This is a genomic window from Streptomyces sp. NPDC001406, from assembly GCF_042895285.1.
Lineage (GTDB): Bacteria > Actinomycetota > Actinomycetes > Streptomycetales > Streptomycetaceae > Streptomyces.
The window spans coordinates 504,512-530,157 of sequence record NZ_JBIAWG010000005.1 but is presented as its reverse complement, the minus strand read 5'-3'; the positions used below and the strand labels follow the sequence as shown (position 1 = coordinate 530,157).

General features: G+C 68.8%; 23 protein-coding genes. 15 read left to right on the top strand and 8 right to left on the bottom strand.

The window, feature by feature from the left end:
- Positions 1 to 137 precede the first annotated feature (137 nt).
- The 4 genes from ACFY1J_RS15440 to hutH all read left to right on the top strand — a co-directional run bounded on the left by ACFY1J_RS15440 (position 138) and on the right by hutH (position 4,574).
- Positions 138 to 395 (top strand): hypothetical protein, encoded by a 258-nt coding sequence (locus ACFY1J_RS15440; RefSeq protein ID WP_390713043.1) that lies wholly within the window; start codon positions 138 to 140, stop codon positions 393 to 395.
- Positions 396 to 892: 497 nt separating this feature from the next.
- Positions 893 to 1,687, top strand: coding sequence for an enoyl-CoA hydratase/isomerase family protein (locus ACFY1J_RS15435; RefSeq protein WP_390713042.1), 795 nt, complete (start codon positions 893 to 895; stop codon positions 1,685 to 1,687).
- 104 nt (positions 1,688 to 1,791) lie between these two features.
- Positions 1,792 to 2,934: a diguanylate cyclase domain-containing protein gene (locus ACFY1J_RS15430; RefSeq protein ID WP_390713041.1), complete on the top strand. Its 1,143-nt coding sequence runs from the start codon at positions 1,792 to 1,794 to the stop codon at positions 2,932 to 2,934.
- A 101-nt stretch (positions 2,935 to 3,035) separates the two neighbouring features.
- Positions 3,036 to 4,574, top strand: a complete 1,539-nt coding sequence (gene hutH, locus ACFY1J_RS15425; RefSeq protein WP_390713050.1) for a histidine ammonia-lyase — start codon at positions 3,036 to 3,038, stop codon at positions 4,572 to 4,574.
- Between the two features lie 77 nt (positions 4,575 to 4,651).
- Here hutH and ACFY1J_RS15420 read toward each other — a convergent pair whose 3' ends face one another.
- Positions 4,652 to 5,443 carry a hypothetical protein gene (locus tag ACFY1J_RS15420; RefSeq protein ID WP_390713040.1) on the bottom strand — a complete coding sequence of 264 codons (792 nt, stop codon included), beginning with the start codon at positions 5,441 to 5,443 and terminating at the stop codon, positions 4,652 to 4,654.
- 41 nt (positions 5,444 to 5,484) lie between these two features.
- Complete coding sequence (locus ACFY1J_RS15415) at positions 5,485 to 5,802, bottom strand: LAETG motif-containing sortase-dependent surface protein (RefSeq protein ID WP_390713039.1); 318 nt, start codon at positions 5,800 to 5,802, stop codon at positions 5,485 to 5,487.
- A 110-nt stretch (positions 5,803 to 5,912) separates the two neighbouring features.
- Between ACFY1J_RS15415 and ACFY1J_RS15410 the strand changes: the two genes are divergently transcribed.
- From ACFY1J_RS15410 to ACFY1J_RS15385, 6 genes are all read left to right on the top strand, one after another.
- Complete coding sequence (locus ACFY1J_RS15410; RefSeq protein WP_390713038.1) at positions 5,913 to 6,254, top strand: hypothetical protein; 342 nt, start codon at positions 5,913 to 5,915, stop codon at positions 6,252 to 6,254.
- Positions 6,255 to 6,458: 204 nt separating this feature from the next.
- The gene (locus ACFY1J_RS15405; protein WP_390713037.1) at positions 6,459 to 7,721 is read left to right on the top strand and encodes an Ig-like domain-containing protein; all 1,263 of its coding nucleotides are present in this window, start codon (positions 6,459 to 6,461) and stop codon (positions 7,719 to 7,721) included.
- Between the two features lie 203 nt (positions 7,722 to 7,924).
- Positions 7,925 to 9,391 carry an ABC transporter permease gene (locus tag ACFY1J_RS15400; RefSeq protein WP_390713036.1) on the top strand — a complete coding sequence of 489 codons (1,467 nt, stop codon included), beginning with the start codon at positions 7,925 to 7,927 and terminating at the stop codon, positions 9,389 to 9,391.
- 147 nt (positions 9,392 to 9,538) lie between these two features.
- Positions 9,539 to 10,222, top strand: a complete 684-nt coding sequence (locus ACFY1J_RS15395; RefSeq protein ID WP_390713035.1) for an ABC transporter ATP-binding protein — start codon at positions 9,539 to 9,541, stop codon at positions 10,220 to 10,222.
- Positions 10,223 to 10,479: 257 nt separating this feature from the next.
- A complete protein-coding gene (locus tag ACFY1J_RS15390; protein ID WP_390713034.1) occupies positions 10,480 to 13,788 on the top strand; it encodes a S8 family serine peptidase in 3,309 nt (1,102 codons plus the stop codon).
- Positions 13,789 to 13,891: 103 nt separating this feature from the next.
- The gene (locus tag ACFY1J_RS15385; protein WP_390713033.1) at positions 13,892 to 14,404 is read left to right on the top strand and encodes a hypothetical protein; all 513 of its coding nucleotides are present in this window, start codon (positions 13,892 to 13,894) and stop codon (positions 14,402 to 14,404) included.
- Positions 14,405 to 14,417: 13 nt separating this feature from the next.
- Here ACFY1J_RS15385 and ACFY1J_RS15380 read toward each other — a convergent pair whose 3' ends face one another.
- A complete protein-coding gene (locus tag ACFY1J_RS15380; RefSeq protein WP_390713032.1) occupies positions 14,418 to 15,317 on the bottom strand; it encodes a helix-turn-helix domain-containing protein in 900 nt (299 codons plus the stop codon).
- 179 nt (positions 15,318 to 15,496) lie between these two features.
- Here ACFY1J_RS15380 and ACFY1J_RS15375 point away from each other — a divergent pair, with 179 nt between their 5' ends.
- Positions 15,497 to 16,540 (top strand): NAD(P)-dependent alcohol dehydrogenase, encoded by a 1,044-nt coding sequence (locus tag ACFY1J_RS15375; protein ID WP_390713031.1) that lies wholly within the window; start codon positions 15,497 to 15,499, stop codon positions 16,538 to 16,540.
- Positions 16,541 to 16,675: 135 nt separating this feature from the next.
- On the top strand, positions 16,676 to 17,059 hold the full coding sequence (locus tag ACFY1J_RS15370; protein WP_390713030.1) for a VOC family protein: 384 nt from the start codon (positions 16,676 to 16,678) through the stop codon (positions 17,057 to 17,059).
- Position 17,060: 1 nt separating this feature from the next.
- On the opposite strand, the gene ACFY1J_RS15365 is transcribed toward ACFY1J_RS15370, so the two are convergent.
- Together ACFY1J_RS15365 and ACFY1J_RS15360 are read right to left on the bottom strand one after the other, a co-directional pair.
- On the bottom strand, positions 17,061 to 17,810 hold the full coding sequence (locus ACFY1J_RS15365; RefSeq protein WP_390713029.1) for a Type 1 glutamine amidotransferase-like domain-containing protein: 750 nt from the start codon (positions 17,808 to 17,810) through the stop codon (positions 17,061 to 17,063).
- Between the two features lie 94 nt (positions 17,811 to 17,904).
- Positions 17,905 to 19,191: an ATP-binding protein gene (locus tag ACFY1J_RS15360; RefSeq protein ID WP_390713028.1), complete on the bottom strand. Its 1,287-nt coding sequence runs from the start codon at positions 19,189 to 19,191 to the stop codon at positions 17,905 to 17,907.
- Between the two features lie 172 nt (positions 19,192 to 19,363).
- Between ACFY1J_RS15360 and ACFY1J_RS15355 the strand changes: the two genes are divergently transcribed.
- Positions 19,364 to 20,092, top strand: coding sequence for an SDR family oxidoreductase (locus tag ACFY1J_RS15355; RefSeq protein ID WP_390731324.1), 729 nt, complete (start codon positions 19,364 to 19,366; stop codon positions 20,090 to 20,092).
- A gap of 7 nt (positions 20,093 to 20,099) precedes the next feature.
- Here the strand turns inward: ACFY1J_RS15355 and ACFY1J_RS15350 are convergent, their stop codons facing one another.
- Positions 20,100 to 20,534, bottom strand: coding sequence for a hypothetical protein (locus tag ACFY1J_RS15350; protein WP_390731323.1), 435 nt, complete (start codon positions 20,532 to 20,534; stop codon positions 20,100 to 20,102).
- A 120-nt stretch (positions 20,535 to 20,654) separates the two neighbouring features.
- Positions 20,655 to 21,113 (bottom strand): DUF4291 domain-containing protein, encoded by a 459-nt coding sequence (locus ACFY1J_RS15345; RefSeq protein ID WP_390713025.1) that lies wholly within the window; start codon positions 21,111 to 21,113, stop codon positions 20,655 to 20,657.
- A gap of 174 nt (positions 21,114 to 21,287) precedes the next feature.
- Between ACFY1J_RS15345 and ACFY1J_RS15340 the strand changes: the two genes are divergently transcribed.
- Positions 21,288 to 22,061 (top strand): hypothetical protein, encoded by a 774-nt coding sequence (locus ACFY1J_RS15340; protein WP_390731322.1) that lies wholly within the window; start codon positions 21,288 to 21,290, stop codon positions 22,059 to 22,061.
- Positions 22,062 to 22,212: 151 nt separating this feature from the next.
- On the opposite strand, the gene ACFY1J_RS15335 is transcribed toward ACFY1J_RS15340, so the two are convergent.
- Positions 22,213 to 22,560, bottom strand: coding sequence for a hypothetical protein (locus tag ACFY1J_RS15335; protein ID WP_390731321.1), 348 nt, complete (start codon positions 22,558 to 22,560; stop codon positions 22,213 to 22,215).
- A 264-nt stretch (positions 22,561 to 22,824) separates the two neighbouring features.
- On the opposite strand from ACFY1J_RS15335, the gene ACFY1J_RS15330 reads away from it, so the two are divergent.
- Positions 22,825 to 25,527: an ATP-binding protein gene (locus ACFY1J_RS15330; RefSeq protein ID WP_390731320.1), complete on the top strand. Its 2,703-nt coding sequence runs from the start codon at positions 22,825 to 22,827 to the stop codon at positions 25,525 to 25,527.
- Positions 25,528 to 25,646: the final 119 nt, after the last annotated feature.

Here is a 25,646-nt window from a genome sequence, read left to right as displayed (position 1 = left end):
CTAGTCGTCCTCCCCGGTCGTCGTGCGGGGCCCGCAGCGGGTCCACGCAAAGTCCGATTATCGGCACGCACAGTCCTCCGTCATGACCGGGCTGCGGGGCCGGGGCGGTCTGGGAGTGGCTCGGTGTCGGTGCCGGTGTGGGGTCGGGACGTGGGGCGGCCGGGGGCGTCGTGGCCGGTGCCGGAGTGGTGCGCGGAGCCGTCGGGCCCTGCGTCGTCGTCGGGACGGCGGTCGGGATCGTCGAGGGGATGTCCGTCGGGAGGGACGAGGCGGTCGGCGAGGTGGGCGTGGCGCTCACCCCGCCCATGACGGAGGTCGCCGAGGGCGGGGCCGTCGGTGTGTTCCCCACGGACGCGGCCGTGTTCGACGGCGACCGGTCGGTGGCGCCGCCGTGATCCAGCCGCGGTTCCGCCTCGGCGGCGCCCGGTCCGCCGACCCCGGAGTCCGGTGACAAGCGGACGAGGCTGAGGACACCGGCGGCCACGGCGAGCCCACCGGCGGCGAGCAGGGCCTTGCGCGGGCGGGGCCTGCGGTGGCGGCCGCGACGCGGGACGGGCACGGCGAGGGCCGTATCCGCGGTCCTGGACGTTTCCGCACGGGCACCCGCCGCTTCGGTGCACTGTGGTGCCGTGCCCGTCGTCGTTCCCGTACGCGTTGTCGTTCCCGTACGCGTTGTCTCTATGTCCGCCATCGCGATCCCTCCCCGCTGCGCGCCCCCCGATGCGCCGTGGCGGAGCGCACGTTATGCGCTTCCATGGGCGGTGTGGCGGTAGTCGGGCGGGATGTCACTCGAACGGGGACAAGCGGGCCGGATCTTTTTTCGGCCGGGCCCGGCTGCGATGATCGGGGCACAGGAAGTTAACCCGCGTTAACACGTCGACCGGAGGGTGTCATGAGCGAGGAGCGGTTCGGGGAGTTCGTGCTGGTGCGGCGGCACGGGCAGGTCGCGGAGCTCGTACTCGACCGGCCCAAGGCGATGAACGCCGTCTCCACCGGGATGGCCCGGTCCATCGGGAGCGCGTGCGCGGCGCTCGCCGCCGACAAGGACGCGCGGGTGGTCGTCCTGACGTCGACGCACGAGCGGGCGTTCTGCGTCGGGGCCGACCTCAAGGAGCGGAACTCCTTCACCGACGCGGACATGGTGCGGCAGCGGCCGCTGACGCGCGGCGCGTACACCGGGGTGCTGGAGCTGCCGATGCCGACGATCGCCGCGGTGCACGGCTTCGCGCTGGGCGGCGGCTTCGAGCTCGCGCTGTCCTGCGACCTGATCGTGGCCGACCCTACGGCCGTGGTGGGGCTGCCCGAGGTGTCCGTCGGGGTGATTCCGGGCGGCGGCGGTACGCAGCTGCTGCCGCGGCGGGTCGGGGCCGCGCGGGCGGCCGAGCTGATCTTCTCGGCGCGGCGCGTGGTGGCGGCCGAGGCGCACGAGCTCGGTCTGGTGGACCAGTTGGTGGGGGAGGGCCGCGACCGGGACGAGGCGCTGGCCCTGGCCGAGCGGATCGCCGGCAACTCCCCGGTCGGTCTGCGCGCGGCGAAGCGGGCGCTGCGCCTCGGGCACGGGCTGGATCTGCGTACCGGCCTGGAGGTCGAGGACGCGGCCTGGCGCGCGGTGGCGTTCTCCGGCGACCGGGCGGAGGGCGTGGCGGCGTTCAACGAGAAGCGGAAGCCGCAGTGGCCGGGGGAGTGAGCCCGCCGGGCCGGATGGGCGAGGTCGGGTTCTCCACCTGATCGCCTCACCCTGATCGCCTCGCCGATGTCCCTGTTCGTCCAGAACATCCCTAACCTGGAGTGATGGGTGAGGACAAGCGACTCGCGGCGGTCGTGGCGCTGGCGCAGGGGATGGCGGCGGCGCACACCCCGCGCGAGTCATGGCGCGCCGCGGCGCTCGGCGCGTGCCGCGCGCTGGACGGGAGCTTTGCCGCGCTGTCGGTGTGGGAGCGGGACCTCGGCCGGCTGAAGGTCCTCGTGAACGTGGGGGAGCGGGCCCCGCACGAGGAGGAGTTCCCGGAGACCGAGTCCTACCCGGTGCACCAGTTCCCCGAGATCACCGAGTTCCTGCACGAGCGGTGGGCGGGCGGCGGCGGGCCGAACGCCTGGGTGGAGACCGCCGAGGGTCCCGCCGCCGGTCGCCCCGGCTACTTCCATCAGCGCGTCGCCGCCCTGCGCCGCCGCGGCCGGGGCTGCTGCGTGGTCGCCCCGGTCGTACTGCACGGCCGGGCCTGGGGCGAACTGTATGTGGCCCGCCAGGTGGGCGCCCCCGTCTTCGACCGGGGCGACGCCGACTTCGCCACCGTGCTGGCGTCCGTGGTCGCGGCCGGGATCGCGCAGACCGAGCGGCTGGAGGAGGCCCGGCGGCTGGCGTACACGGACGCGCTCACCGGTCTGGCCAACCGGCGCGCCGTCGACGTACGCCTCGACGAGGCCATCGAACTGCACCGCAGGGACGGGGTCGTGGTGAGCCTCGTCGTCTGCGATCTGAACGGGCTCAAGCGCGTCAACGACACACGGGGGCACGCGGTCGGGGACCGTCTCCTGGAGCGCTTCGGCTCGGTGCTGTCGCTGTGCGGCGCGATGCTGCCGGGGACCCTCGCGGCGCGCCTGGGCGGCGACGAGTTCTGTCTCCTCGCGATCGGTCCGTCCGCGGACGACGTGGTCAAGGCGGCCGACGAACTGTGCCGTCGCGCCGCGGAGTTGGAGCTGGGCGAGGGGGTGGCGTGCGGGGTCGCCTCCACGGACGAGCCCATCGGGCCGGTCCGCTCCGCGCGCCGTCTCTTCCGGCTCGCGGACGCGGCCCAGTACCGCGCCAAGGCGGTCCGTGCCGACAGGCCGGTCGTGGCCGGCCGCGAGGGCCCGGACGACCCGGTCGTGCGGCTCGCGGACACCCCGCCCCCGGAGCGGGCCGAGCGGCGCGCCTTCCGTGGACGCCGGCCGTGACGTGAACCGGGTGACGGCCGTGACGTGAACCGGGTAAGGGGCAACCCCGTTCCCCACTAGTGACATCGACGCATTCAATGCGTACGCTCCTGAATATGGATATGCACACTGTGGTGGTGGGGACGTCCGGTCTCACGGCGTCCGACGTTCTCGCCGTGGCGCGCGGCGGCGCCCGGGTCGAGCTCTCCGGGGAGGCGGTGGCGGCTCTCGCGGCGGCCCGCGAGATCGTGGACGCGCTGGCGGCCAAGCCCGAACCGGTCTACGGCGTCAGCACCGGCTTCGGTGCCCTGGCGACCCGGCACATCAGCCAGGAGCTGCGCGCCCAGCTGCAGCGCAACATCGTCCGCTCGCACGCCGCCGGCCTGGGGCCGCGCGTCGAGCGGGAGGTCGTACGGGCCCTGATGTTCCTGCGCCTCAAGACCGTCTGCTCGGGACACACGGGCGTGCGGCCCGAGGTCGCCCAGACCATGGCCGACGTGCTCAACGCCGGCATCACCCCGGTCGTGCACGAGTACGGCTCCCTCGGCTGCTCCGGCGACCTGGCCCCCCTCTCCCACTGCGCCCTCACGCTCATGGGCGAGGGCGACGCCGAGGGACCCGACGGGACCGTCCGCCCCGCCGGTGAACTCCTCGCCGAGCACGGCATCGCCCCGGTCGAGCTGCGCGAGAAGGAGGGCCTCGCCCTCCTCAACGGCACCGACGGCATGCTCGGCATGCTGTTCATGGCCCTCGACGACCTCGAGATGCTCTACAAGTCCGCCGACATCACCGCCGCCCTCAGTCTGGAGGCGCTGCTCGGCACGGACAAGGTGCTCGCCCCCGAGCTGCACGCCATCCGCCCGCACCCGGGCCAGGGCGCCTCCGCCGCCAACATGCTGGCCGTGCTCAAGGGTTCGCAGCTCACCGGCCACCACCAGGACGACGCGCCCCGCGTCCAGGACGCGTACTCGGTGCGCTGCGCCCCGCAGGTCGCGGGCGCCGGCCGGGACACCCTCGCGCACGCCCGGCTGGTCGCCGAGCGCGAGCTGGCCTCCGCCGTCGACAACCCGGTCGTGCTGCCCGACGGCCGCGTCGAGTCCAACGGCAACTTCCACGGCGCCCCGGTGGCCTACGTCCTGGACTTCCTCGCCATCGCCGCCGCCGACCTCGGCTCCATCGCCGAGCGCCGTACCGACCGGCTGCTCGACAAGAACCGCAGCCACGGCCTGCCGCCGTTCCTCGCGGACGACGCGGGTGTCGACTCCGGGCTCATGATCGCCCAGTACACCCAGGCCGCCCTGGTCAGCGAGATGAAGCGGCTCGCCGTACCCGCCTCCGCGGACTCGATCCCGTCCTCCGCCATGCAGGAGGACCATGTCTCCATGGGCTGGTCGGCCGCGCGCAAGCTGCGCACCGCCGTCGACAACCTGACCCGGATCATCGCCGTCGAGCTGTACGCCGCCACCCGCGCCATCGAGCTGCGCGAGGGGCTCGCCCCGGCCCCGGCGTCGCGGTCGGTCATCGAGGCCGTACGCGCGGCCGGTGTCGAGGGCCCCGGCCCGGACCGGTTCCTGGCGCCCGACCTCGCGGCCGCCGACGCGTTCGTGCGGGGCGGCGGGCTCGTCGCCGCCGCGGAGAAGGTCACCGGACCGCTCCAGTAGTCACCGGACCGCTCCAGCAACGGCGGAACAAGAAAGAGGGGCCTGTCCTCGGACGGACCCCTCTCGCGTCCGCTACGTCACTTGAGCTTGGCCGCCTGGGCCTTGGTGACCGCGGGCGGCACCGTGTAGGCCTTCTTGGACATCATCGCGCCGATGTTCATCGTGTAGTACGTCACGAGGTTGTTCTTGTGGCGCACGACCTCGACGTGGACCGGAGCGGCGTCCCCGTCCTCCATGTCGGCGGTCGCGGCGAACGCCACCGACTCGTCGCCCGTGCCCGAGGACTTCTCCTCGGCGATCTTGGTGTACTTCTGCTTGTCGCTGCCCACGGTCGCGGTGAAGCCGCCCGAGCAGCCCTTGACCGCGTCGGAGACCGACTGCAGCGCCTTCTCGGCGCCGTCCCCGTCGTACGAGGCCAGGCCGAGGATGGTGACGTCGCGGTCCAGGGACTTGTTGATCGCGTCCTCGAACTTGCCGTCGGCCATGTCGTCCATGGACGTCGCGTCGTCCGTGGGGTCCTTCTTGTCCTCCATGACCGTGCGGCCGGTCTGCGTCACCGCGTCGCCCGGCCCGCGGCCGCTCAGGGAGTCGAGCAGCGGCTCGCACGTGGCGTTGTCGGACTTGGCCGTGTCCCTGACGGTGTCCGTCTTCGCGGGGGTGACCTTGTACCCGTCCACCTCGCCCTGGGCGAGGATCAGCTTCTTCAACTCCGCGGCGCTCAGCGCCTTCGCGGCCGAGTCGGAACCCTTGGCACTCCCGGACCCTCCGGAGTCCTTGGAACCCCCGTCGGAGCAGCCCGTGATGAGGGCGAGCGACAGCACGCTCACTGCGGCGGTGGCGCACAGCCGCACGCCCGATGATCTCTTCATGAGCGGACTATGAGTCTTAAGTCAAAGAACCGTCAAGTAATTTAAAAACCCATGCGCTCGCGGCGTACCGAATACACCACGAAACCCGCGCCCACGGCGAGGAAGAGCGTTCCGCCGACGACATAGGGCGTCGTGTCCGGGCTTCCCGTGTCGGCCAGTTGCGTGCCGTCCGCAGCGTCCGCCGCGGTCTCCGCGGTCGCCTCCGACATCGCCCTGGCCTGCTGAGTGACCTGCGTCGCCGAAGTCGCCGCTCTCTCCGGGGCGTCCTGCGACGCATTGGCGGACGGGACGAACCACAGGGCGCCCAGCAGGGTCCCCGCGGCGGTGGCGGTCAGCAATGAGCGGCGAGCCGATGACACGGAATATCGATCCCCCTTGTGACGCTGGCGAATTGGCCGTGTGGGGCGATGTTAGTGAAAGTTGCGGGTCACGGGAAAGTCACGGGAGGTTTCGGCCGTACGCTCCGGGCATGAGCACTCCAGAGACATCACGTTTTGTACGCCTTCGGGTGGAGCTGGTCCTCGAAGTCGAGGACGCGGACGCCGTGACGAAGCGGGCACTTCAGCGACTTGCCGGTGACACCGAGATGCCGGACGAGGAGCGGACGCACGCCGAAGGGGCTGTGACGGAAGACACCGCCGAGGCCATCGCGTATCTGGTGGATCCGTTCGACCTGGTCAACGAGGTGCCCGGGGTCGAGCTCCAGCAGGCCTCCTGGTCCAGCGAGCGGATCGAGTACGACCCCGACTCACCGGACTGGGACCTCGACGACGATGATGTCGAGGAGGACGAGGAAGAGGGCATCGGCTGAGCGTTCCGGGGAATTCGTCACCCCGGACGGCAACCGCCGTCCGGGGTTTCGTCGTCTCAGGGGGCGCACGGAACGACTCCGCACCACCCCCGCCCCGGCGGACGTGGTGCGGACCACACATCACGTGTATGTGGAACGGGGCGAGTCGGCCGTAGCGTTGAAGATTCTTGAGCGGGGGCTCGGTGTTTCGCGGACTCGGCAACGATGGAGAAGCGTGTGATGACGGACAGTAAGCGGCGCAGGGGCCTGATGGCCGCGTCCGCACTGCTCGGCGGTGTTCTGGTACTCACGGCATGTTCCGGCGGCGACGACAAGGCCTCCGGCTCCGGCGGCGACACCTCGCAGGCGAAGGCGGACGAGGCGGCAGCCAAGAAGTCCTCCGAGGCCCAGATCACGATCACGCCCAAGGACGGCTCGAACGACGCCTCCATCAACAACTCCGCCGCAGTCACGGTCAGCAAGGGAACGCTCACCAGCGTCAGCATGACCACCTCCGACGGCAAGGCCGTCCCCGGCGCGCTGTCCGCCGACAAGAAGAGCTGGAAGCCGACCACTCAGCTGGAGCGTTCCACCAGCTACAAGGTCGCCGCCGAGGCCAAGGACGCCGCGGGCCTCGTCGCCCACGAGAACGCCTCCTTCACCACGGTCTCCCCGGCCAACAGCTTCATAGGCAACTTCACGCCGGAGGACGGCTCCACCGTCGGCGTGGGCATGCCCGTGTCGATCAACTTCGACAAGGCGATCACCAACAAGGCCGCGGTCCAGAAGGGCATCACGGTCACCTCCAGCAGCGGCCAGGAGGTCGTCGGCCACTGGTTCAACGCCAACCGCATCGACTTCCGCCCCGAGGCGTACTGGCAGGAGAACTCCACCGTCACGCTGAAGCTCGCGCTCGACGGCGTCCAGGGCGCGAACGGCGTCTACGGCGTGCAGCAGAAGACGGTCACCTTCCACATCGGCCGCAACCAGGTCTCCTACGTCGACGCGCAGACCAAGCAGATGAAGGTCACGCAGGACGGCAAGACCGTCAAGACCATCCCGATCTCGGCCGGTTCGCCCGAGAACAAGACGTACCAGGGCATCATGGTCATGCAGGAGAAGTTCAAGGAGACGCGCATGAACGGCGCGACCGTGGGCTTCACCGACGACGACGGCAAGGGCGAGTACGACATCAAGGACGTGCCGCACGCCATCCGCCTGACCAGCTCCGGCACCTTCCTGCACGGCAACTACTGGGGCGCGAAGTCCATCTTCGGCAGCGTCAACACCAGCCACGGCTGCGTGGGCCTGTCCGACACCAAGGGCGCGAACGACCCGAACACGCCCGCCGCGTGGATGTACAGCCACTCGATCCTCGGTGACGTGGTCGTCGTCAAGAACACCGGCGACAAGACCGTGGCCCCGGACAACGGCCTCAACGGCTGGAACCTGGACTGGGCGCAGTGGAAGGCCGGTTCGGCCGTCTGACGCAGCCCTCCCACAGCTCGACCGATGCCGCCCCCGGAGCCGGGGGCGGCATCGGCGTTTCCGGGCCCTTCCTGGGCCTTCCCGGACCCGTCCGGACCCTTCCTGGGCCTTTCTGGGCCCTTTCCGGGGCCGGCCACAGCCTTCTCATCGTTCTTTTATTGCCGCCTTATCGAGTCATCAGGGTGCGTCCCTAGCTTGCGGCCATGTTCTTCACCTACCTGAGGCGCGAACTGCGCCGCCGCAGAAAGGCGGCCCTCGTCGTCGCCTCCGGCCTCGCGCTGGGCATAGCGCTGGTCATCGTGGTCAACTCCGTGTCCAACGGCATGGGGAAGGCACAGGACAAGGTCCTCCAGTCGCTCTACGGCCTCGGTACCGACATGACCGTCACCAAGGCCGCCTCCTCGTCCACCGGCAACGCACAGCGGCCGCGCTTCCAGTTCGACGCGCAGAACAACGGCGACTCCAAGTCGCAGAGCAGCGACCGGGTCATGGTGCAGGGCTTCACCACGCTCGCCTCCTCGACCGTCACCAAGGTCGCGGACCAGAAGGGCGTCTCCACCGCTGTCGGCGGCCTGAGCCTCAACGTCGTGAAGGTCAGCGGAGAGTTCACCCGCGGTCAGTTCCAGCAGAACCCGGACTCCGGCGGCAGCCGGCAGGGCGGCCCCGGACAGGACAACGGCCAGCCGCAGGGGGAGGTCCGCGGCGGCGGCGCCGACTTCGACATCAACCAGTACTCGGTCTACGGCACCGACGTCACCAAGACGGCGCTCGGCCCGCTCACCTCGTCGAAGATCACCAGCGGCCGCACCTTCAGGACGACCGAGACGAACGCCAAGGTCGTCGTCGCCGACTCGGCCTACGCCAAGACGAAGAAGTACAAGGTCGGCTCCACCGTCACCATCAAGAGCGTCAAGTACAAGGTGATCGGCATCGCCACCGCCGACAGCGGTGACTCGGCGGCCAACCTCTACATCCCGCTCCAGCAGGCGCAGACGCTGGCCGGCGAGAAGAACAAGATCACCACGATCTATGTCAAGGCCGCCGACTCGCAGCAGATCGACACCGTCAAGAGCGCCATCCAGAAGAACGTCTCCGGCACGACGGTCACCACCTCCGCCGACCTCGCCAAGACGGTCTCCGGCTCCCTGTCCACCGCGTCCAGCCTCGCCACCAACGTCGGCAAGTGGCTGTCCGTCGCGGTGCTGATCGCGGCCTTCCTGGTCGCCGGTCTGCTCACCTCCTCCGCCGTCTCCCGACGCGTCCGTGAGTTCGGCACGCTGAAGGCGCTGGGCTGGAAGTCGGGCCGGGTGACCCGGCAGGTGGTCGGTGAGGCCGTCGTCAACGGTCTGGTCGGCGGCGCCCTCGGCATCGCGCTCGGCCTCGCGGGCGCGTACGTCGTCACCGCGATCAGCCCCAGCCTGCAGGCCCAACTGGGCGGCAGCACGGGCGGCGGCGGCCTCGGCGGCGGCCCCGGCGGTGGCGGCGGCTTCGCGGGCCCCGGCCGACAGGCGGCAAAGACCCTGGAGGTCGCGCTCACGGCACCGGTCAGCGTGACGACGATCCTCCTGGCGGTGGGCCTGGCGGTGGCGGGCGGTCTGATCGCGGGAGCGTTCGGAGGCTGGCGCGCATCAAGGCTGCGCCCGGCGGATGCCTTGCGGCGGGTGGAGTAGCGGCCACTTGAAGGCACGGCTGAGCGATCCCTCTCAGGGGCGCGGGGCCGTATCGATATGCGGCTCCGCCGCGCGGGCGCGACCAGCCCCCACTCAGCCGCACCGAACGATGACGCGCACCACCCCAGAACCCTCCCAGGAGCCACCATGTACGACCTCAGAAACGTAACCAAGCGCTACACCCGAGGCAAAGACACCATCCATGCCCTGGAGGGCATAGACCTCACCATCGGCGACGGAGACAGACTCGTCATCCAGGGCCCCACAGGCGGTGGCAAGTCCACCCTCCTCCAGATGCTCGGCGGTCTCGACCGCCCCACTTCCGGCGAAGTCATCCTCGACGGCACCGACCTGGCCAAGCTCCCCGAGGCCCGCCTGACAAGAGTCCGCAGCGAGAACATCGGCTTCGTCTTCCAGTCCTTCAACCTCATCCCCACGCTCACCGCCCAGGAGAACGTCGAGACCGCCCTCGTACCGCTCGGCGTGAAGGCGAAGGACCGCCGCGAACAGGCGGCCGAGGCGCTGAAGTCGGTCGGCCTCGGCGAACGGCTGGGCCATCTGCCCTCGGAGATGTCCGGAGGACAGCAGCAGCGTGTGGCCATCGCCCGCGCCCTGGTCAAGAAGCCGAAGGTGCTGCTCGCCGACGAACCGACCGGCAACCTCGACGAGGGCATGCGTGACGAGATCATGGAGGTTCTGGAACGCATGTGGAAGGAGCTCGGGCTGACCTTCATCATGGTCACCCACGACTCCGCGATCGCGAAGAAGGCCCCGCGCCTGGCGACCATCCGCAAGGGGAAGATCACCGTGAAGGAGAACGCGGGCGCGTAGGCGACCGGGCACACGGCGTATAACACCGATCGCACGCGCTCAACTTCGCGGTTTCGTAACGGTGTTCCACCCGGCGCGTAACAGTTCCCGTTAGCGCTTTCACACCCTCCTCTCATCTATTGAGCCGTCAGATCACCCCCCGGCATACTGCGTGCTCCGGGGGGTGACGTGCATGCGTACGAGACTGCCCCCGGCCGGGTGAACGGGGAATTCGCCGGCCCGGTACTCCATCTCCAGGGGGAGTTTTGCGCAGACAAGTGAAAAGAGCGGCCGCGGCCACCATCGCCACTGCCGCAGCCGTCGCCCTCGCCGCAGGTATGACCAGCCCGGCGTCGGCGAAGCCCGAGCAGCGCGCATCGTCCGCTGCCTCGCTCACGTCAAAGCACCGCATCACCCTGATCACCGGCGACCGGGTCGCCGTCGACACCAAGGGCCGGGTCGTCGGCCTGGAGAAGGCCAAGGGGCGCGAGCACATACCCTTCCAGCTCCGCAAGGTCGACGGACACACCCTCGTCATCCCCGCCGACGCGGCCGGCCTGGTCGCCTCCGGCAAGCTGGACCAGCGGCTGTTCGATGTCACCGAACTGAACAAGGCCGCCACCCGCAAGTCCCTCAAGCACGGTCTGAAGGTCATCGTCGGCTACAGCGGCGCCGCCACCGCCGCCAAGGCCGACGTCCGTGACGCGGGCACGCTGCGGCGCAGCCTGAAGACCCTGAACGCGGACGCGATGCAGACGCCGGCCAAGGAGGCGCCCGAGCTCTGGGACGCGGTCACCAACGGCAACAGGACCGCCTCCGGCATCGCCCACGTCTGGCTCGACGGTGTGCGCAAGGCCAGCCTCGACAAGTCCGTGCCGCAGATCGGCGCCCCCAAGGCATGGGCGGCCGGCTACACCGGCAAGGGCGTCAAGATCGCCGTCCTGGACACGGGTGTCGACGCGACCCACCCGGACCTCAAGGACCAGGTGATCGAGTCCAAGAACTTCTCGGCCGCCGCGGACGCCACCGACCACTTCGGCCACGGCACGCACGTCGCGTCCATCGCGGCGGGCACCGGCGCCAAGTCGGGCGGCAAGTACAAGGGTGTCGCGCCCGACGCGAAGATCCTCAACGGCAAGGTCCTGGACGACACCGGCTCCGGTGACGACTCCGGCATCCTCGCCGGCATGGAGTGGGCGGCCCAGCAGGGCGCCTCCGTCATCAACCTCAGCCTGGGCGGCTATGACACGCCCGAGATCGACCCGCTCGAGGCCGAGGTCAACAAGCTCTCCACCGAGAAGGGCATCCTGTTCGCGATCGCCGCGGGCAACGAGGGCCCCGAGTCGATCGGTTCGCCGGGCAGCGCGGACGCCGCGCTCACCGTCGGTGCCGTCGACAAGAGCGACAAGCTGGCCGACTTCTCCTCGACCGGGCCGCGCACCGGAGACGGCGCCATCAAGCCGGACGTGACCGCGCCCGGCGTCGACATCACCGCCGCCGCGGCCCCGGGCAGCGTCATCGACCAGGAGGTCGGCGAGAACCCGCCCGGCTACCTGACCATCTCGGGCACCTCGATGGCGACCCCGCACGTCGCGGGCGCCGCCGCGATCCTGAAGCAGGAGCACCCCGACTGGGGCTACGCCGAGCTGAAGGGCGCCCTGACCGGCTCCGCCAAGGGCGGCAAGTACACGCCGTTCCAGCAGGGTTCGGGCCGGATCGCGGTCGACAAGGCGATCAAGCAGTCCGTGATCGCCGACCCGGTCTCGGTGAGCTTCGGTGTGCAGCAGTGGCCGCACACCGACGACAAGCCGGTCACCAAGCAGCTGACGTACCGCAACCTGAGCACCAAGGACGTCACGCTCGACCTGGCCGCCACCGCCACCAACCCCAAGGGCCAGGCGGCTCCGGCGGGCTTCTTCAAGCTCGCCAAGACCAAGGTGACCGTCCCGGCCGGCGGCAAGGCCTCGGTCGACCTCACCGTCAACACCAAGCTGGGCGGCACGCTCGACGGCGCCTACTCCGCGTACGTGACCGCGACCGGCGGCGGCCAGAGCATCCGCACGGCCGCCGCGGTGCAGCGCGAGGTGGAGTCGTACGACGTCACGCTGAAGTTCATCGGGCGTGACGGCAAGCCGGCCAAGTACTACGACGTCGACCTGGCGGGTGTCGCGGGCCTGGCGGGCGGCCGGGACCTCACGCCGTACGACCCCTCCGGCACGGTGAAGGTGCGCGCGCCCAAGGGCACGTACATCCTGAACTCGGCGCTGTTCGTGGACCCGGTGGACGGCACCAAGGGCATCGACTGGATCGCGCAGCCGAAGCTGACCGTCGGCAAGAGCCAGACGATCACCATCGACGCGCGCAAGGCCAAGCCGGTGGACATCACCGTCCCCGACGCGGCCGCCAAGTCGGCGTTCGCCTCCCCGGAGTTCGACGTCACGGTGGGCGACGGCTCGTACGGCTACGGCTGGTTCCTCGACACGTACGAGAACTTCCACACCGCGGGTCTCGGCCCGCAGATCACCGACGGTTCCCTGTACCAGCAGTGGGACGGGCACTGGGTCAAGGGTGACAACGAGCAGTACGACACCGTGGTCGGCGCCAAGGTCAAGCAGCTCGCCACCGGCTACACCAAGCACTACAAGGCCGGCGACCTGGCCACGGTGAAGGCCAACCTGGGTGCCGCCGCCAGCGGCAAGAAGGGCTCGGTCAACGCGGTCGGCTGGCTGCCGCAGAGCTCCGGTGGCTCCTCCATCGGCGTCCCGCAGGCCATCCCCAGCACCCGTACGCTGCACCTGTCCACTCTGGGCGGCGTGAAGTGGGGCATGGACTTCGAGCAGACCTCCGGGGTCGACCCGGACGGCTTCCCGATCACCGACGCGTACTACACGCTGGGCGCGCCGCAGACCTTCGCGGCCGGCAAGACCTACGAGAAGACCTTCAACACGGCGGTCTTCGGCCCGCACCTCAACCGGGACTACGGTCTGTTCCGGGACGGCAACACCATCTACGGCATGCTGCCGCTGTTCGCCGACGGCAACAAGCACGCCGGTTCGTCGGACTTCACCTCGGTGACCACCACCCTGTACCGCAACGGCACCAAGGTGGGCTCCACCAAGGACCCGATGTTCGGCGAGGATCCCTTCAAGGTTCCGTCCGGTGACGCCGAGTACAAGCTGACCACCTCGGTCAAGCGCACGGTCAAGGTCGCGGCCGCCTCCACGCGGATCGACGCCAGCTGGACCTTCCACTCGAAGAAGCCGACCGGCGGCAGCGTCGCCAAGCTCCCGGCCTCCACCCTCCGCTTCAACGCCAAGACCGGCCTGGACAGCCGAGTCGAGGCCGACAAGACGGTCACCTTCCCGGTCACCGTGGAGGGCGCGGCCGCGGGCAGCAACCTGAAGTCGCTGTCGGTGTACGTGTCGTACGACTACGGCCAGACCTGGAAGAAGGTCGAGGTCCGCAACGGCAAGATCACCGTCAAGAACCCGGCCAAGGGCAAGGCCATCTCGTTCCACGCCAAGATCGCCGACAAGAAGGGCAACAAGTCGACGATCTCGATCTACAACGCCTACTACGGCAAGTGAGCAGTAGCGGCTGAGCAGGGCATGAGCGAACGGCCCGCCGGAAGTACAGCTTCCGGCGGGCCGTCCGTGTCGGTGTGCTGACGGGGTGTCATAGGGTCACCCCGTGACCGTAGCCATAACCGCGATGATCACCGCCGTGTTCGGTGTCCTCGGCACCCTCCTCGCGCCCGTCCTCAGCCATCGGCTCGGTGCCCGGCGGCGCGCCGAGGACGCCGAACGCGCGGAACGCAGGCTGCGCTTCGAGGAGCGGCGCACGGCCTACATCGCCATGAACCGTGCCTCCCGGCAGTTCCACACACTCCTCAAGGACGCCCTGCACCGCATCCGTGACGGCGTCTACACGGATCAGGACCGTGACCAGCTGGAGGAGACCCGGCGCGAGTACCGGGACCACTACGCCGAGGCGCAGATGGTGGTACCCGAACGCATCCTGGACGCCTCACGTGCCGTGAACCGGGTCCTCGCCGGAATCGACGCGACGGCGAAACGGCTCGACCGGAACCTGGCCGACGAGGGTGAGACCCCGCAGCGGGCCCTGCTCGACCTGAAGGAGGCGGAACCGCTGCTGACCGCGATGCGCCGGGCCATGCGCAAGGACCTCGGTGTGGAGGACTGAGCGCGGGCCGCCGTCAGGCCGACGGTACGATCCTCGTCGCGTCCGTGCCCCAGCTGGCGAGCAGCCGCAGGGCCTCCGCCGACGGTGAGCCTGGCTCCGCGTGATAGGTGACCAGGGACTGGTCACTGTCGTCCGAGATACGGAACGACTCGAAGTTCAGCGACAGCTCGCCGACCAGCGGATGGTGCAGCCGCTTGACGCCATGGTTCTTCTCCTTGACGTCATGCGTCGCCCACAGGCGCCGGAAGTCCGGGCTCTTCACGGACAGCTCGCCGACCAGCGCCGAGAGCCGGGGATCGTCGGGATAGCAGCCGGCGTCCATCCGCAGCGCGCACACGATGTCGATGGCCTTCTGCTCCCAGTCGACGAACAGCTCGCGGTACTCCGGCTTCAGGAACACCAGCCGCGCCCAGTTCCGCTCCGCCGCCGGCAGCTCCCCCCAGTCCCCGAAGAGGGCGGCGGCCATCCGGTTCCACGCCAGGATCTCCGAGCGCCTCCCGACGACATACGCCGGCACTCCGTCCAGCACGTCCAGCAGCTGCCGCAGCGGCACCCGCACCTGCTGGGCGCGTGCCGACGCCTTCTTCTTGTGCTGCTTGCCCTTGGCGAGGTGGGTCAGATGGGCGTGCTCCGCGTCGGACAGCCGCAGCGCCCTGGCGATCGAGTCCAGCACCTCCGCCGACACGTTCCGCCCGTTGCCCTGCTCCAGCCGCGTGTAGTACGCCACGGACACCCCGGCCAGCTGCGCCAGCTCCTCGCGGCGCAGCCCGGGCACCCGGCGGTGCCGCCCGAAGTCCGGCAGCCCCACGTCCTCCGGCTTCAGCCGGGCCCGCCTGCTGCGCAGGAACTCGCTCAGCTCGGCGCGCCGGTCCAGGGAGTGGCCGGGGGCGGCAGTCTCGGGCTGTTGGTCCATACAGCCAGTATCGGACGCATTCCGTGGTCGTACGCCCAGGAGCCTGACCCCGCCAGTGGTAGGCACGGCGGACGTACGCAAAGGTGTGGGCTGGGTGAGTGCCGGGACGTGAGGCAGGCTGGAGCTGTGCCCGGCGGGAAGGCAGCCGGGCGCATCACCCCCGCTAGGAGAACCACGCCATGACCACTGTTGCTGCGTATGCCGCGCCCGCCGCGAAGGCCCCGCTGGAGCGGACCACGATCGAGCGGCGCCCGGTCGGCGAGTTCGACGTCCTGATCGACATCAAGTTCGCCGGCATCTGTCACTCCGACATCCACCAGGCCCGTGAGGGCTGGGGCACGGCGATCTTCCCGATGGTGCCCGGCCACGAGATCGCCGGTGTCGTCTCCGAGGTCGGTTCCGGTGTCACGAAATACCAGGTCGGCGACCGTGTGGGCGTCGGCTGCATGGTCGACTCCTGCCGCGAGTGCGACAACTGCCGGGCCGGCCTGCAGCAGTACTGCTCCCAGGGCGGTCCCGTCTGGACGTACAACGCGGTCGGCAAGGACGGCGAGCCCACCTACGGCGGCTACGCCGAGAAGATCGTCGTCGACGAGAGCTTCGTCGTCCGCATCCCCGACGGTCTCTCCCTGGACGTGGCCGCGCCGCTGCTCTGCGCCGGCATCACCACGTACTCCCCGCTGAAGCACTGGAACGCCGGCCCCGGCAAGAAGGTCGCCGTCGTGGGCCTCGGCGGCCTCGGCCACATGGGCGTCAAGATCGCGCACGCCCTCGGCGCGGAGGTCACCGTCCTGTCGCAGTCCCTGCGCAAGAAGGACGACGGCCTGAAGCTGGGCGCCGACCACTACTACGCCACCAGCGACCCGAAGACCTTCGAGGAGCTGAAGGGCACCTTCGACATCATCCTGAACACCGTCTCCGCGCCGCTGGACTTCGGCGCGTACCTCTCGCTGTTGCGCACGGACGGCGCGATGGTGAATGTCGGCATCCCCGAGGAGCCGGTCCAGATCCTGCTGTCCTCGGTGTTCGGCAACCGCCGCAGCCTGAGCAGCTCCGGTATCGGCGGCATCCCGGAGACCCAGGAGATGCTCGACTTCTGCGCCGAGCACAACCTGGGCGCCGAGATCGAGCTGATCGGCGCCGACAAGATCAACGAGGCGTACGACCGGGTGGTGGCGAGCGACGTCCGCTACCGGTTCGTGATCGACACCGCGACGATCTGAGCCGCGCCGCCCGGCAGCGCAGCCGCCGCCAGGGCCGGCCCCGACTGCGGGGCGGGCCCCGGCGGCGTTCGACGATCAAAGTAAGGCTTGCCTCACTTCGCGTCGGAGTATGTTGGGCAGCAGGAGGTGCACACGATGACTGTGCAGCTGAACCACACCATCGTCGCCGCGCACGACAGCCACGTCTCGGCTGACTTCCTCGCCGGTCTCCTGGGCCTCGAAGTGGGCGCGGACTACGGCCCGTTCGTCCCCGTCGGGATACCCAACGGCGTGACGCTGGACTACATGGACACCGCCGGCGCCATCACCCCGCAGCACTACGCCTTCCTGGTCTCCGAGGACGACTTCGACGCCATCTTCGCCCGCATCGGGGAGGCGGGCCTCACCTACTGGGCGGACCCGTTCCACAGCCGCGCCGGCGAGATCAACACCAACGACGGCGGCCGCGGGGTGTACTTCGACGACCCCTCCGGCCACCGGATGGAGATCCTCACCCGCCCCTACGGGAGCGGGAGTTGAGTCAGCGCACGGGGAACGTCCCGCCGTCGCCGTAGGACCGTACGAGCACGTCCTGGCCGTCGCTGTCGTAGCTGTCGCCGCTGTCGTCCGCCGGCCGCACCACGTGGGCGCGCCCGAGCCCCGAGACCCGGGCGTACCCGTCGTCGCCCACCTCGACGAGCGTGTTCTCGTCGAGGGCGACGCCGTACGGGACGTACCCGCGGGCGACCGCGGCGACGAGCCTTGGCAGTGTCCCCCACTGCGCGGCGTGCACGTCCACCCCGAACGGCACGAGCCCGAGCCCCGGCCGTACAGCGATCTCCTCCAGGTCCTCCGCGGAGTTCTCCGGACACACCGGAACCCCGTCCAGGAGCCACCCGCCCACCACGGCGTGCCGCGCGGCGACGGCGGCGCCCGCCGAGAACCCGGCGTACGGGACACCGCGCTCGGCGAGCGCGCGCAACAGCCCTTCGAGACACTGCGCGAACGCCTCCTGATACGCGGGCGTCAGCCCGCCGCACACCAGCACCCCGTCGACACCCGCCACCGCCTCCGGCCCGAACCGCCCGCCCAGAGGCACGAGCAGCGGTACGGGCGTGCAGTCCCCGGCCTTGCGCAACGCCCCCTCGTACCGGGCGAACTGCTCGCTGCCGTCGCCCTCGTCCAGGACCACGCACCCGATGCGCGGAGCGTCCCCGGCCGCATCGAGAAACGGCTCGTAGACCTCCGCGGTGTCCCATCCCCCGCCTATCAGAAACGTACGGCTGCCCATCCCCGTCCCTCTCGTGTGGTGAGAGGCGAATGTATGAGGAGGGAGAGGCGACCGTCGACCGGATAGCCGACCGGACAGACGTCTCCCTTCGACCTCAAAGGCGGCTGTAGGTCTCGATGTCCTCCGTGAACTCCTCGATCGCCCGTGCGGTGAGCGTCGGCCGGGTGTCCGCGATGGCGGTCATGTAGTCCTCGGTCGTGGCCGGCAGGCCCCGGCGATGCGTGACCTCGCGTTCGAATGCCGTCTGCGCGCCCTTGCGGGCCGCGTATTCGATGTCGGCCGGGGTGAACAGCTCGCTGGCCTCGACCAGCCGGGTGAGGTCCACGGAGTCGGCGGCGGCCCGGAGATAGCGGGTCCAGATCGCGGCGCGGGCGGTGGGGTCCGGGGGGCCGATGGGGATGACGTAGTCGAACCGGCCCGGCCGCAGAAAGGCCGCGTCGAGGGACCGTACCGAGTTGGTGGCGCACGTCAGCAGGCGTGTGTCGTGCTCACGGAAGACGGGGATGAGTTTCAGCAGCTCGTTGGTCACCCCGTGGCCGGGATCGACGGCCTTGCCGGACCGTGCGCCGGCGATCTCCTCGACCTCGTCGATGAAGAGCAGTACCGAGTCCAGTTCCGCCAGGTCCGCGAACGCCTGGCGCAACGCCACGGCCAGCCCCTCGCTCGTGTCGGCCGCGAGCCGGGACGGGAAGAGCTCCACGAACGGCCAGCCGAGCCGGGAGGCCACCGCTTTGGCGAAGCTGGTCTTTCCCGTGCCGGGCGGGCCGAACAGGATGACCGCCTTCGGCGGGGCGACGGCGAAGCGGTCGGCCAGCGCCGGTTCCGTCAGCGGAAGTACGACGCGACGCTCGACGACCTGCTTCTCCCGCTCCATGCCGGCCATGGCGTCCCAGAGCCCGTCGGGCAGCATCCGGCCGCCCAGCGCGGCCAGGACCTCGGCGTTGGCGGTGTCGTCCCGTTCGATCTTCTCGTAGTAGGTCAGGTCGTCGCGGAGCCGGTACCCGGAGTTCTCCAGGGCCTTCGTCCCGGCGGCGTCGGCGGACAGCAGGGCGCTGACGCGCCGCACGCCGAGTGCCCGCAGACGTCGTTCCAGCTCGGAGAGGAGGGCGCTGCCGATGCCGCGCTCGCGCCAGCGGGAGGCGAGGGCCACCAGCAGGACCCAGCCCCGGGTACCGCCCGTCTGTGCCACGGCCATACCGACCAGCTCGTCGCCCACGACGGCGACCACGGCCGTCTGACCGCTCTGTGCCGCGGCCATCACCTCGGAGACCGGAAACACGGGGTCCTCGTCGGCCAGCCGGCTCTGTTCCCAGATCCGGATCGCCTGGTCGAGGTCGCGGTCGTGATAGTCGCGCAGATGCCATGCGGGCATGGCCGTCACCTCACCTCACCCGGCCCGGGAGTGCGCTGATGGTCATCCCTGCCTCCAGGCTGCGCCGCGCCTGCCGAGGGCGCATCCGGAGGTCGCTGAGGGGTGCCGTGCCGGGTTCATCCGCGGCCACCTCACTGCCCATATGCGATATTGCGGACATAGCACCGACGAAAGGCACGTCATGAAGATCGCAGTCATCGGCGGTACCGGGCTGATCGGGTCGCAGGTCGTCAAGAACCTGAAGGCCGCCGGGCACGAGGCGGTACCGCACTCGCAGTCCACCGGGGTCGACGTCATCAGCGGCCGGGGACTGGACGAGGCGGTGGCGGGAGCCGACGTGGTCGTCAATCTGACGAACTCCCCGACCTTCGACGAAGCCTCCCCGGCCTTCTTCCAGACCTCGATGGACAACCTTCTGGCCGCGGCCCACAAGGGCGGCGTCGGCCACTTCGTCATCCTCTCGATCGTCGGCGTGGACCAGGTGCCGGAGCTGGACTACTACCGGGCCAAGGCGCTCCAGGAGCAGCTTCTCGCGGCCGGTCCGATCCCCTACTCGATCGTCCGGGCGACGCAGTTCATGGATTTCATGGACGCCGTCCTGTCCTGGACCACCGACGGCGACACCGTCCGGCTGCCCGCCACCCCGATCCAGCCGATCGCCTCCAAGGACGTGGCCGCCGCCGTGTCGGACGTCGCCGCGGGCGCCCCGCTGAACGGCATCCGCAACATCGCCGGCCCCGAGGTCTTCACCCTGGACGAGCTGGGCCGGATCACCCTGAACCACAAGGGCGACGACCGCACCGTCGTCACCGACCCCACGGCCGGCATGTTCGCCGCGGTCAAGGGCGACGTCCTCACCGACGAGAACGCCCACCTGGCCGGCACGCGCTACACGGACTGGCTCTCCTGACCTGCGTTCACCGGCGGCCGCCGGTTTCGATGTGATACCTCGTCAGCGCGAACAGGATCAGGAGGTCGAGCGTCATCACGGAGATGGCCCACACCGGGTAGTACGGAACGAACATGAACTGGGTGATCAGGCTGATCCCCGCCGTCGCGGCACCGGCCCCGCGGCCCCAGCTCTTGTTCATCAGGACTCCGAGGCCGGCGACGACGAGCGCCACTCCGACGACGAGGTGAATGACGCCCCAGGTGGTCAGATCGAACCGGTAGGCGTACTGGGAGGAGGAGACGAGCAGGCTGTCCTGCGCGATGCCCGACACGCCCATAAGAATGCTGAGCGGTCCGCTGAGCATCATCATGGCCCCGGCGGCCAGGGACGCACTGTCGATCGCTCTGCCGCTCTCGGACCCCCCGTGCCCTCGCTGTGTCTTGTCGGGCATCGCTGTCATGGCCGTCGCCTTCCTGTACAGCGCGGTCACCGACGCACAATGGCCGTGCGAGGCCGGCCGCGTCTCCCTGACAGGATCACCGCAATCCTGCGACGCCGCGACTGCAGCCGGCCCTGCCCGTCATCCGTGCAGGTGGGCAAGCAATGCGTCTCCAACGGGATAGGGGTGTTCCTGGGGCAGCAGCCGGGTGGCCGAGTCCAGGTCACCACTGCGGACGAGGGCGTGTATCTCGTGGGCGAGTGGGGTCACGTCGCGGATGGCGACCGTCCACTCGTCCGCGTAGCGTCGTGCGGCCTCACCGGAGAGGCCGAGTTGCAGGGACCGGTACGGCAGGGGCTGTAGGCGCAGGTCCCGCTCGGGGTCCCACTGCACACGAGCGGGCGCACGCTTCAACTGACGCTGCCAGGTGGCTCGGTCGGGGTGCACCCCGCGGGCGTAGCTCGACAGACACGCGTGGCGCAGCGCCCAGTCGAAGCCGTCACGGCTGATCTCGACAGCCAGGACGGTCTCCTGCCCCTCCTTGGCGCCCCAGCCGCAGCGGTACATCATCCACAGGAACGACGGCTTGATCCACGTCAAGCCTCGCTCACAGCCCTTTTCCTTGACGGGTCACCTGGCTTGACCCCCGTCCCATTCAGCCCGCAGTACCCCGCCGGGGCTCTCGTCGAGGTAGCCCCGCGCCCCGGCCACCCACAGGAGCGTGCGCCGTGACCCCCGTACCCTTGACCTGGGGCACAGACCAACCTCGTCGGGGTGATGGAGATGCTCGACCTTTCCTCCGCGCTGTCCGATGTTCCGCCCGTACGGGGCCGGGCGCCATGGCCCCATCACGAATACGTCAAGGGCTGGGGTGTCTTCGGACTCCCCTTCGACTCCGGTCACGTACTCGCCCTACGCGTCTTTCCGGAGAACTGCTTCGGTCCCTACCGCACGTTGTGGCATCGCGACCCGAACGGCAACTGGTCGATTCACGTCGACGGGCCACGACTCGACACCGCGTGCCCCAGGTACTACGGCGCTGCCTGCGATCACACAGGATATGCCCGGATCGGGCTCACGTGGGCGGGCCCTGCCACCTTGCGGGTGACGATGGATTCCCCCTCCCTGGACTGGACCCTCACAGCCTCCGCGACACGACTCCTCGGTCTCCTCAACGGCATCAGTGGGGCGCTGCCGCTCGCCACCTGGCGCCCTCGACTCCTGGTGCGGGCTCGCGAGCGTCTGGCCCGTGCGCTGGGAATGGGGGACCTCCAGCTGTCCGGCACGATGCCGAGCGGTCACACCGGAACGCTCATGCCACAGCGGATGTACTTCGTCGACGACTCGCATGCCACATTCGATGGCGTCGACCTCGGTCGCCCGGTCCGGCTGAGGGAGAACCCGCGCATCGGTGACGTGCCCCTGCCAGCCCGCGGCATTCTGGCCATCGGCCAGGCGGTATGGGAGATTCTCGACCCGACGGAATACGAGCGCACTCGTACCGAGACCGCCCGGGATCTCGCCGTACCGGGAGAGGAAGGTCCGTGACGACTGCGAGCGGTCACCGAACTGCGATCGGCCTGGGGAGTTCAAGGTGGCATCCGCTCCAGAGGATCTGTGGGGAAACGTGTGCCCTACCTGTCCATTCCGGGTGCCTCAGCTACGGAAGGAGTCTCTGAACGTGGCTTGATGACCCACGTCAAGCCATGTTCATAGACCTTTCCGGCATGTCGATCTCGGGGCCAGGATCAGTGTCGACACCGGTGCTTGGCTCCGTGCTCTCAACCAGGTGGTGTTCCGAGGAGTCAGCCTGCCCAGCCATCGTGGTGATCGCCACCTTGCCATCCGCAAGCTGTGCTGCTTCCGGCATGTCGGCCGCCGAGGGTCCCTCGCTCCCCTGACCGCGCCGCCAGACTTCGTGCAGTTGCTGGAAAGCGCACACGAGTTCGATGCATGCGCGGACTACCTCGGCAATGGCCCCGGGAATGCGTGCTGCTGCGCCGAGCAGCACCACCACAGCTCCCACGACGGCGATGGCGGTGGTCATGACGACTCCCTCGTTCAGGTGGTATGTCGGCTGCCGGTCGCGGCCGAGCAGACGCCATGACGCTCCTTCCGGATGGTTTCCGTCGAAGTTCCCCTCGCTGATGACTCGGCAACTAGCCTTGTTGCCACGGCAATCAAGAGATGTTCGGGGAGATGTATTCGCCGGAAGAGACGGAGCCGGGGCCCATTGAAGGAGCACCAAGAACGGTTGAGGGTTGCACTGCAAGCCCTGTATGCAGCAGCGGCGCGTCCCACGCTCAGCCACATGAGAGCGAAGCTGCAAGCGCAGCAGCCATCGGTTGCCGTGGCCGCCACCACGATCCATGGCTGGTTGAACGGCGATGCTGTGCCCGGCGCTCAGAGCACCAAGGCTTTCCTGGCCCTGACTGCCTACCTCCACTCTCGGGCGGCAGTCAAAGAGAGCAAGTATGTGAAACAGCCGGAGGGGTGGTGGCAGCAACTCCTCGCCAAAGCTCAGGCCGAGAGCAGCCAGAACCAAGGCGGTCGACCGCGTACTACCGTCCCACCCCCAGCGCTCACCGGTCCCGTAACCCTGCCGCCGGCCTCGGCAGGCTTCACTGGGCGAGGGCAACAGCTACGACAAATCCTCGCCTACCTAGGGCCGGATCACGGGCAGGCAAGGTCAACTACCCAGCAGCCCACGGCCGCGGTCTTGGCGGTGGCGGGCATGGGTGGCGTCGGAAAAACCGCGCTCGTCCTGCAGGCCGCTCACCAGGCCCGGAGGGAGGGGTGGTTTCCCGGCGGGGTTCTCTACGCTGACATGCGCGGCTACAGTCCCGAGAGTGACTTGGACGTAGGCGCGGTCGCTGAACGGTATCTTCGCGCGCTGGGAGCGAAGGCCAAGGACCTGCCTCCGACCTCGGAGGAAAAGAGGGACGCCTGGCACTTGACGCTCAATAGGCTCGCTGACCAAGGACGCCCCCTCCTGGCGGTATTGGACAACGTCCGCGTCACTGGACAAGTCTCGCAGCTTCTACCCACGGCTCCGCATCGGGCAATTGTCATCTCCCGCCACACTTTGTCTGCCTTGTCTCCCCACCGCGTCAACCTCAGCCCCCTCACCCTCACCGAAGCAGTGCAACTCGTTGATCAAGTGCTGCGCATCGGCAACCCCAGCGACGAGCGAGTGGTGTCCGACCACGCCGCAGCCTGTCGCTTGGCCGAGTTGTGCGGGCATCTGCCGCTGGCCCTGCGCATCATTGCCGCTCTTCTTCGGGACGAACCTGCGCGGCCCCTCCATGAACTGGCGGACGAACTGAAGGATGCGCGGACGCGGCTGGACCTGATGGCCTGCGACGACACCGACGAGGAAGGTCGCCCCCTGGCGGTGAAGGCATCCCTTGGCTTGTCGTACAAGAACCTGCCCGAGGAACAGGCTTGGGCCATTCGTCTCCTGGCTGCGATTCCCGGCCCGGACATCTCCACGACGGCGGCGATTGCTCTTTTCGACCGAACCGACGGACGGCGACTGCTGGCTGGCCTAGCCCGTGCGCATCTTCTCCAGCCGCTGCCCACCGGGCGCTGGTACCTGCACGACCTGGTTTCCCTCTTCGCCCGCAACGTCAGTCATGTCCACGATGACGAAGACCAGCAGTCGGCGGCAATCGCTCGGCTGATGGACCACTACGTCACCCATGCGAAGGCGGCCAGCACGTACCTGCTCGTCTCCACCGAACAGGCGGCGACAGACCTCTACCCAGACCATGATCAGGCCCTGGCCTGGCTGGATGCAGAGTATCCAGCCCTAGTTTCCACTGCTCGCTACTCTCTCGATCGCCATCAGCCCGCGGGAACGCGACTCGCCCTCGCTCTGGCCGCCTTCTTTGAGCTACGGAAATACTCCGATGACGGCATCGCCGTATACAACAGCACTGTCGACGTCTGTCGGGAGACCGGTGATCGACGTGGTGAAGGGCAGGCGCTAAATTATCTGGGGCATGCACTCCGTCAGTCACGACGGTTTCAAGAGGCCATCGAATCCCAAACCCTTGCCCTAGAAATCTTCCGAGAGATTGGGGATCCCGAGCAAGAAGCCGCGGCATTGCACGGCCTTGGAACCGCACTGTGGGGTGATCGAAGATTTGAAGAAGCTCTCGGCGCCTACCGTGACGCCGCCACGGCTCTCCATTCTGTCGGCAACGCTGACGGTGAGGCTCTGGCATTGGACGGAATTGGAGTGGCACTCAACGGTATGCGGCGCTTTCAGGAGGCCGTCGAGGTCCACACTCGCAGCTTGGAGAAATCCCGGGAGAGCAGAAACCGGCATATCGAAGCGACAGCACTGAATCATCTCGGCGCGTCTCTCCAGAAGATGCAGCGGATTGAGGAGGCCGTCGAGGCTCACCGTGCCGCTGCTACCATTTTCCACGAAACCGGAGATCGGCACCGCGAAGGAGAGGCGCTGAACAACCTCGGAGTCGCGCTTGGAAACCTCCAAAGATTTGAGGAATCCATTGAAGCTAGCCAGGCTGCCATCGCCATCGATCGGGAGAATGGGGACCCGAACGGTGAAGGGGCCTCGCTGAACACTCTCGCCTATTCGTTGCAAGCGATGGGGCGGATTGACGAGGCAGTCGAGGCGCAACGCAGCGCCGTAGCCGCCTTTCAGAAGAGCGGCAACCGGCACAGCGAGGGCGTCGCGTTAAATAATCTCGGAGCATCGCTTCAGCTATCCGGCCGATTGGAGGAGGCTGTCGAGGCACACTATCTCGCGCTGGGGATCCACCGGGAGACCGGAGACCGGCACGGTGAGGGAGGCGTGGTCAACAACCTTGGGGTGGCCTCTCGCGAAATGGGATGGTTCGACGCGGCTGTAACAGCCCACCAAGTCGCTGTGGGAATCTATCGGGAGACCAACGACCAACAAGGAGAAGTAAAAGCATTCGCCCTCTTGTTGGAGGCCCTACGGGCCCAACTGTCGGCTTCAGCAGACCCAACAGAAAAATGATCACGCAGCGGCTGGTGTCGCACCCCGGTCGGTCGACAGTCGGTCACGGATGTCCGGCCATACCGAGCAGCTACCGCGTATTCAGGAAATCACTTCGTATGTCGTTCTCGAAGTGTGCG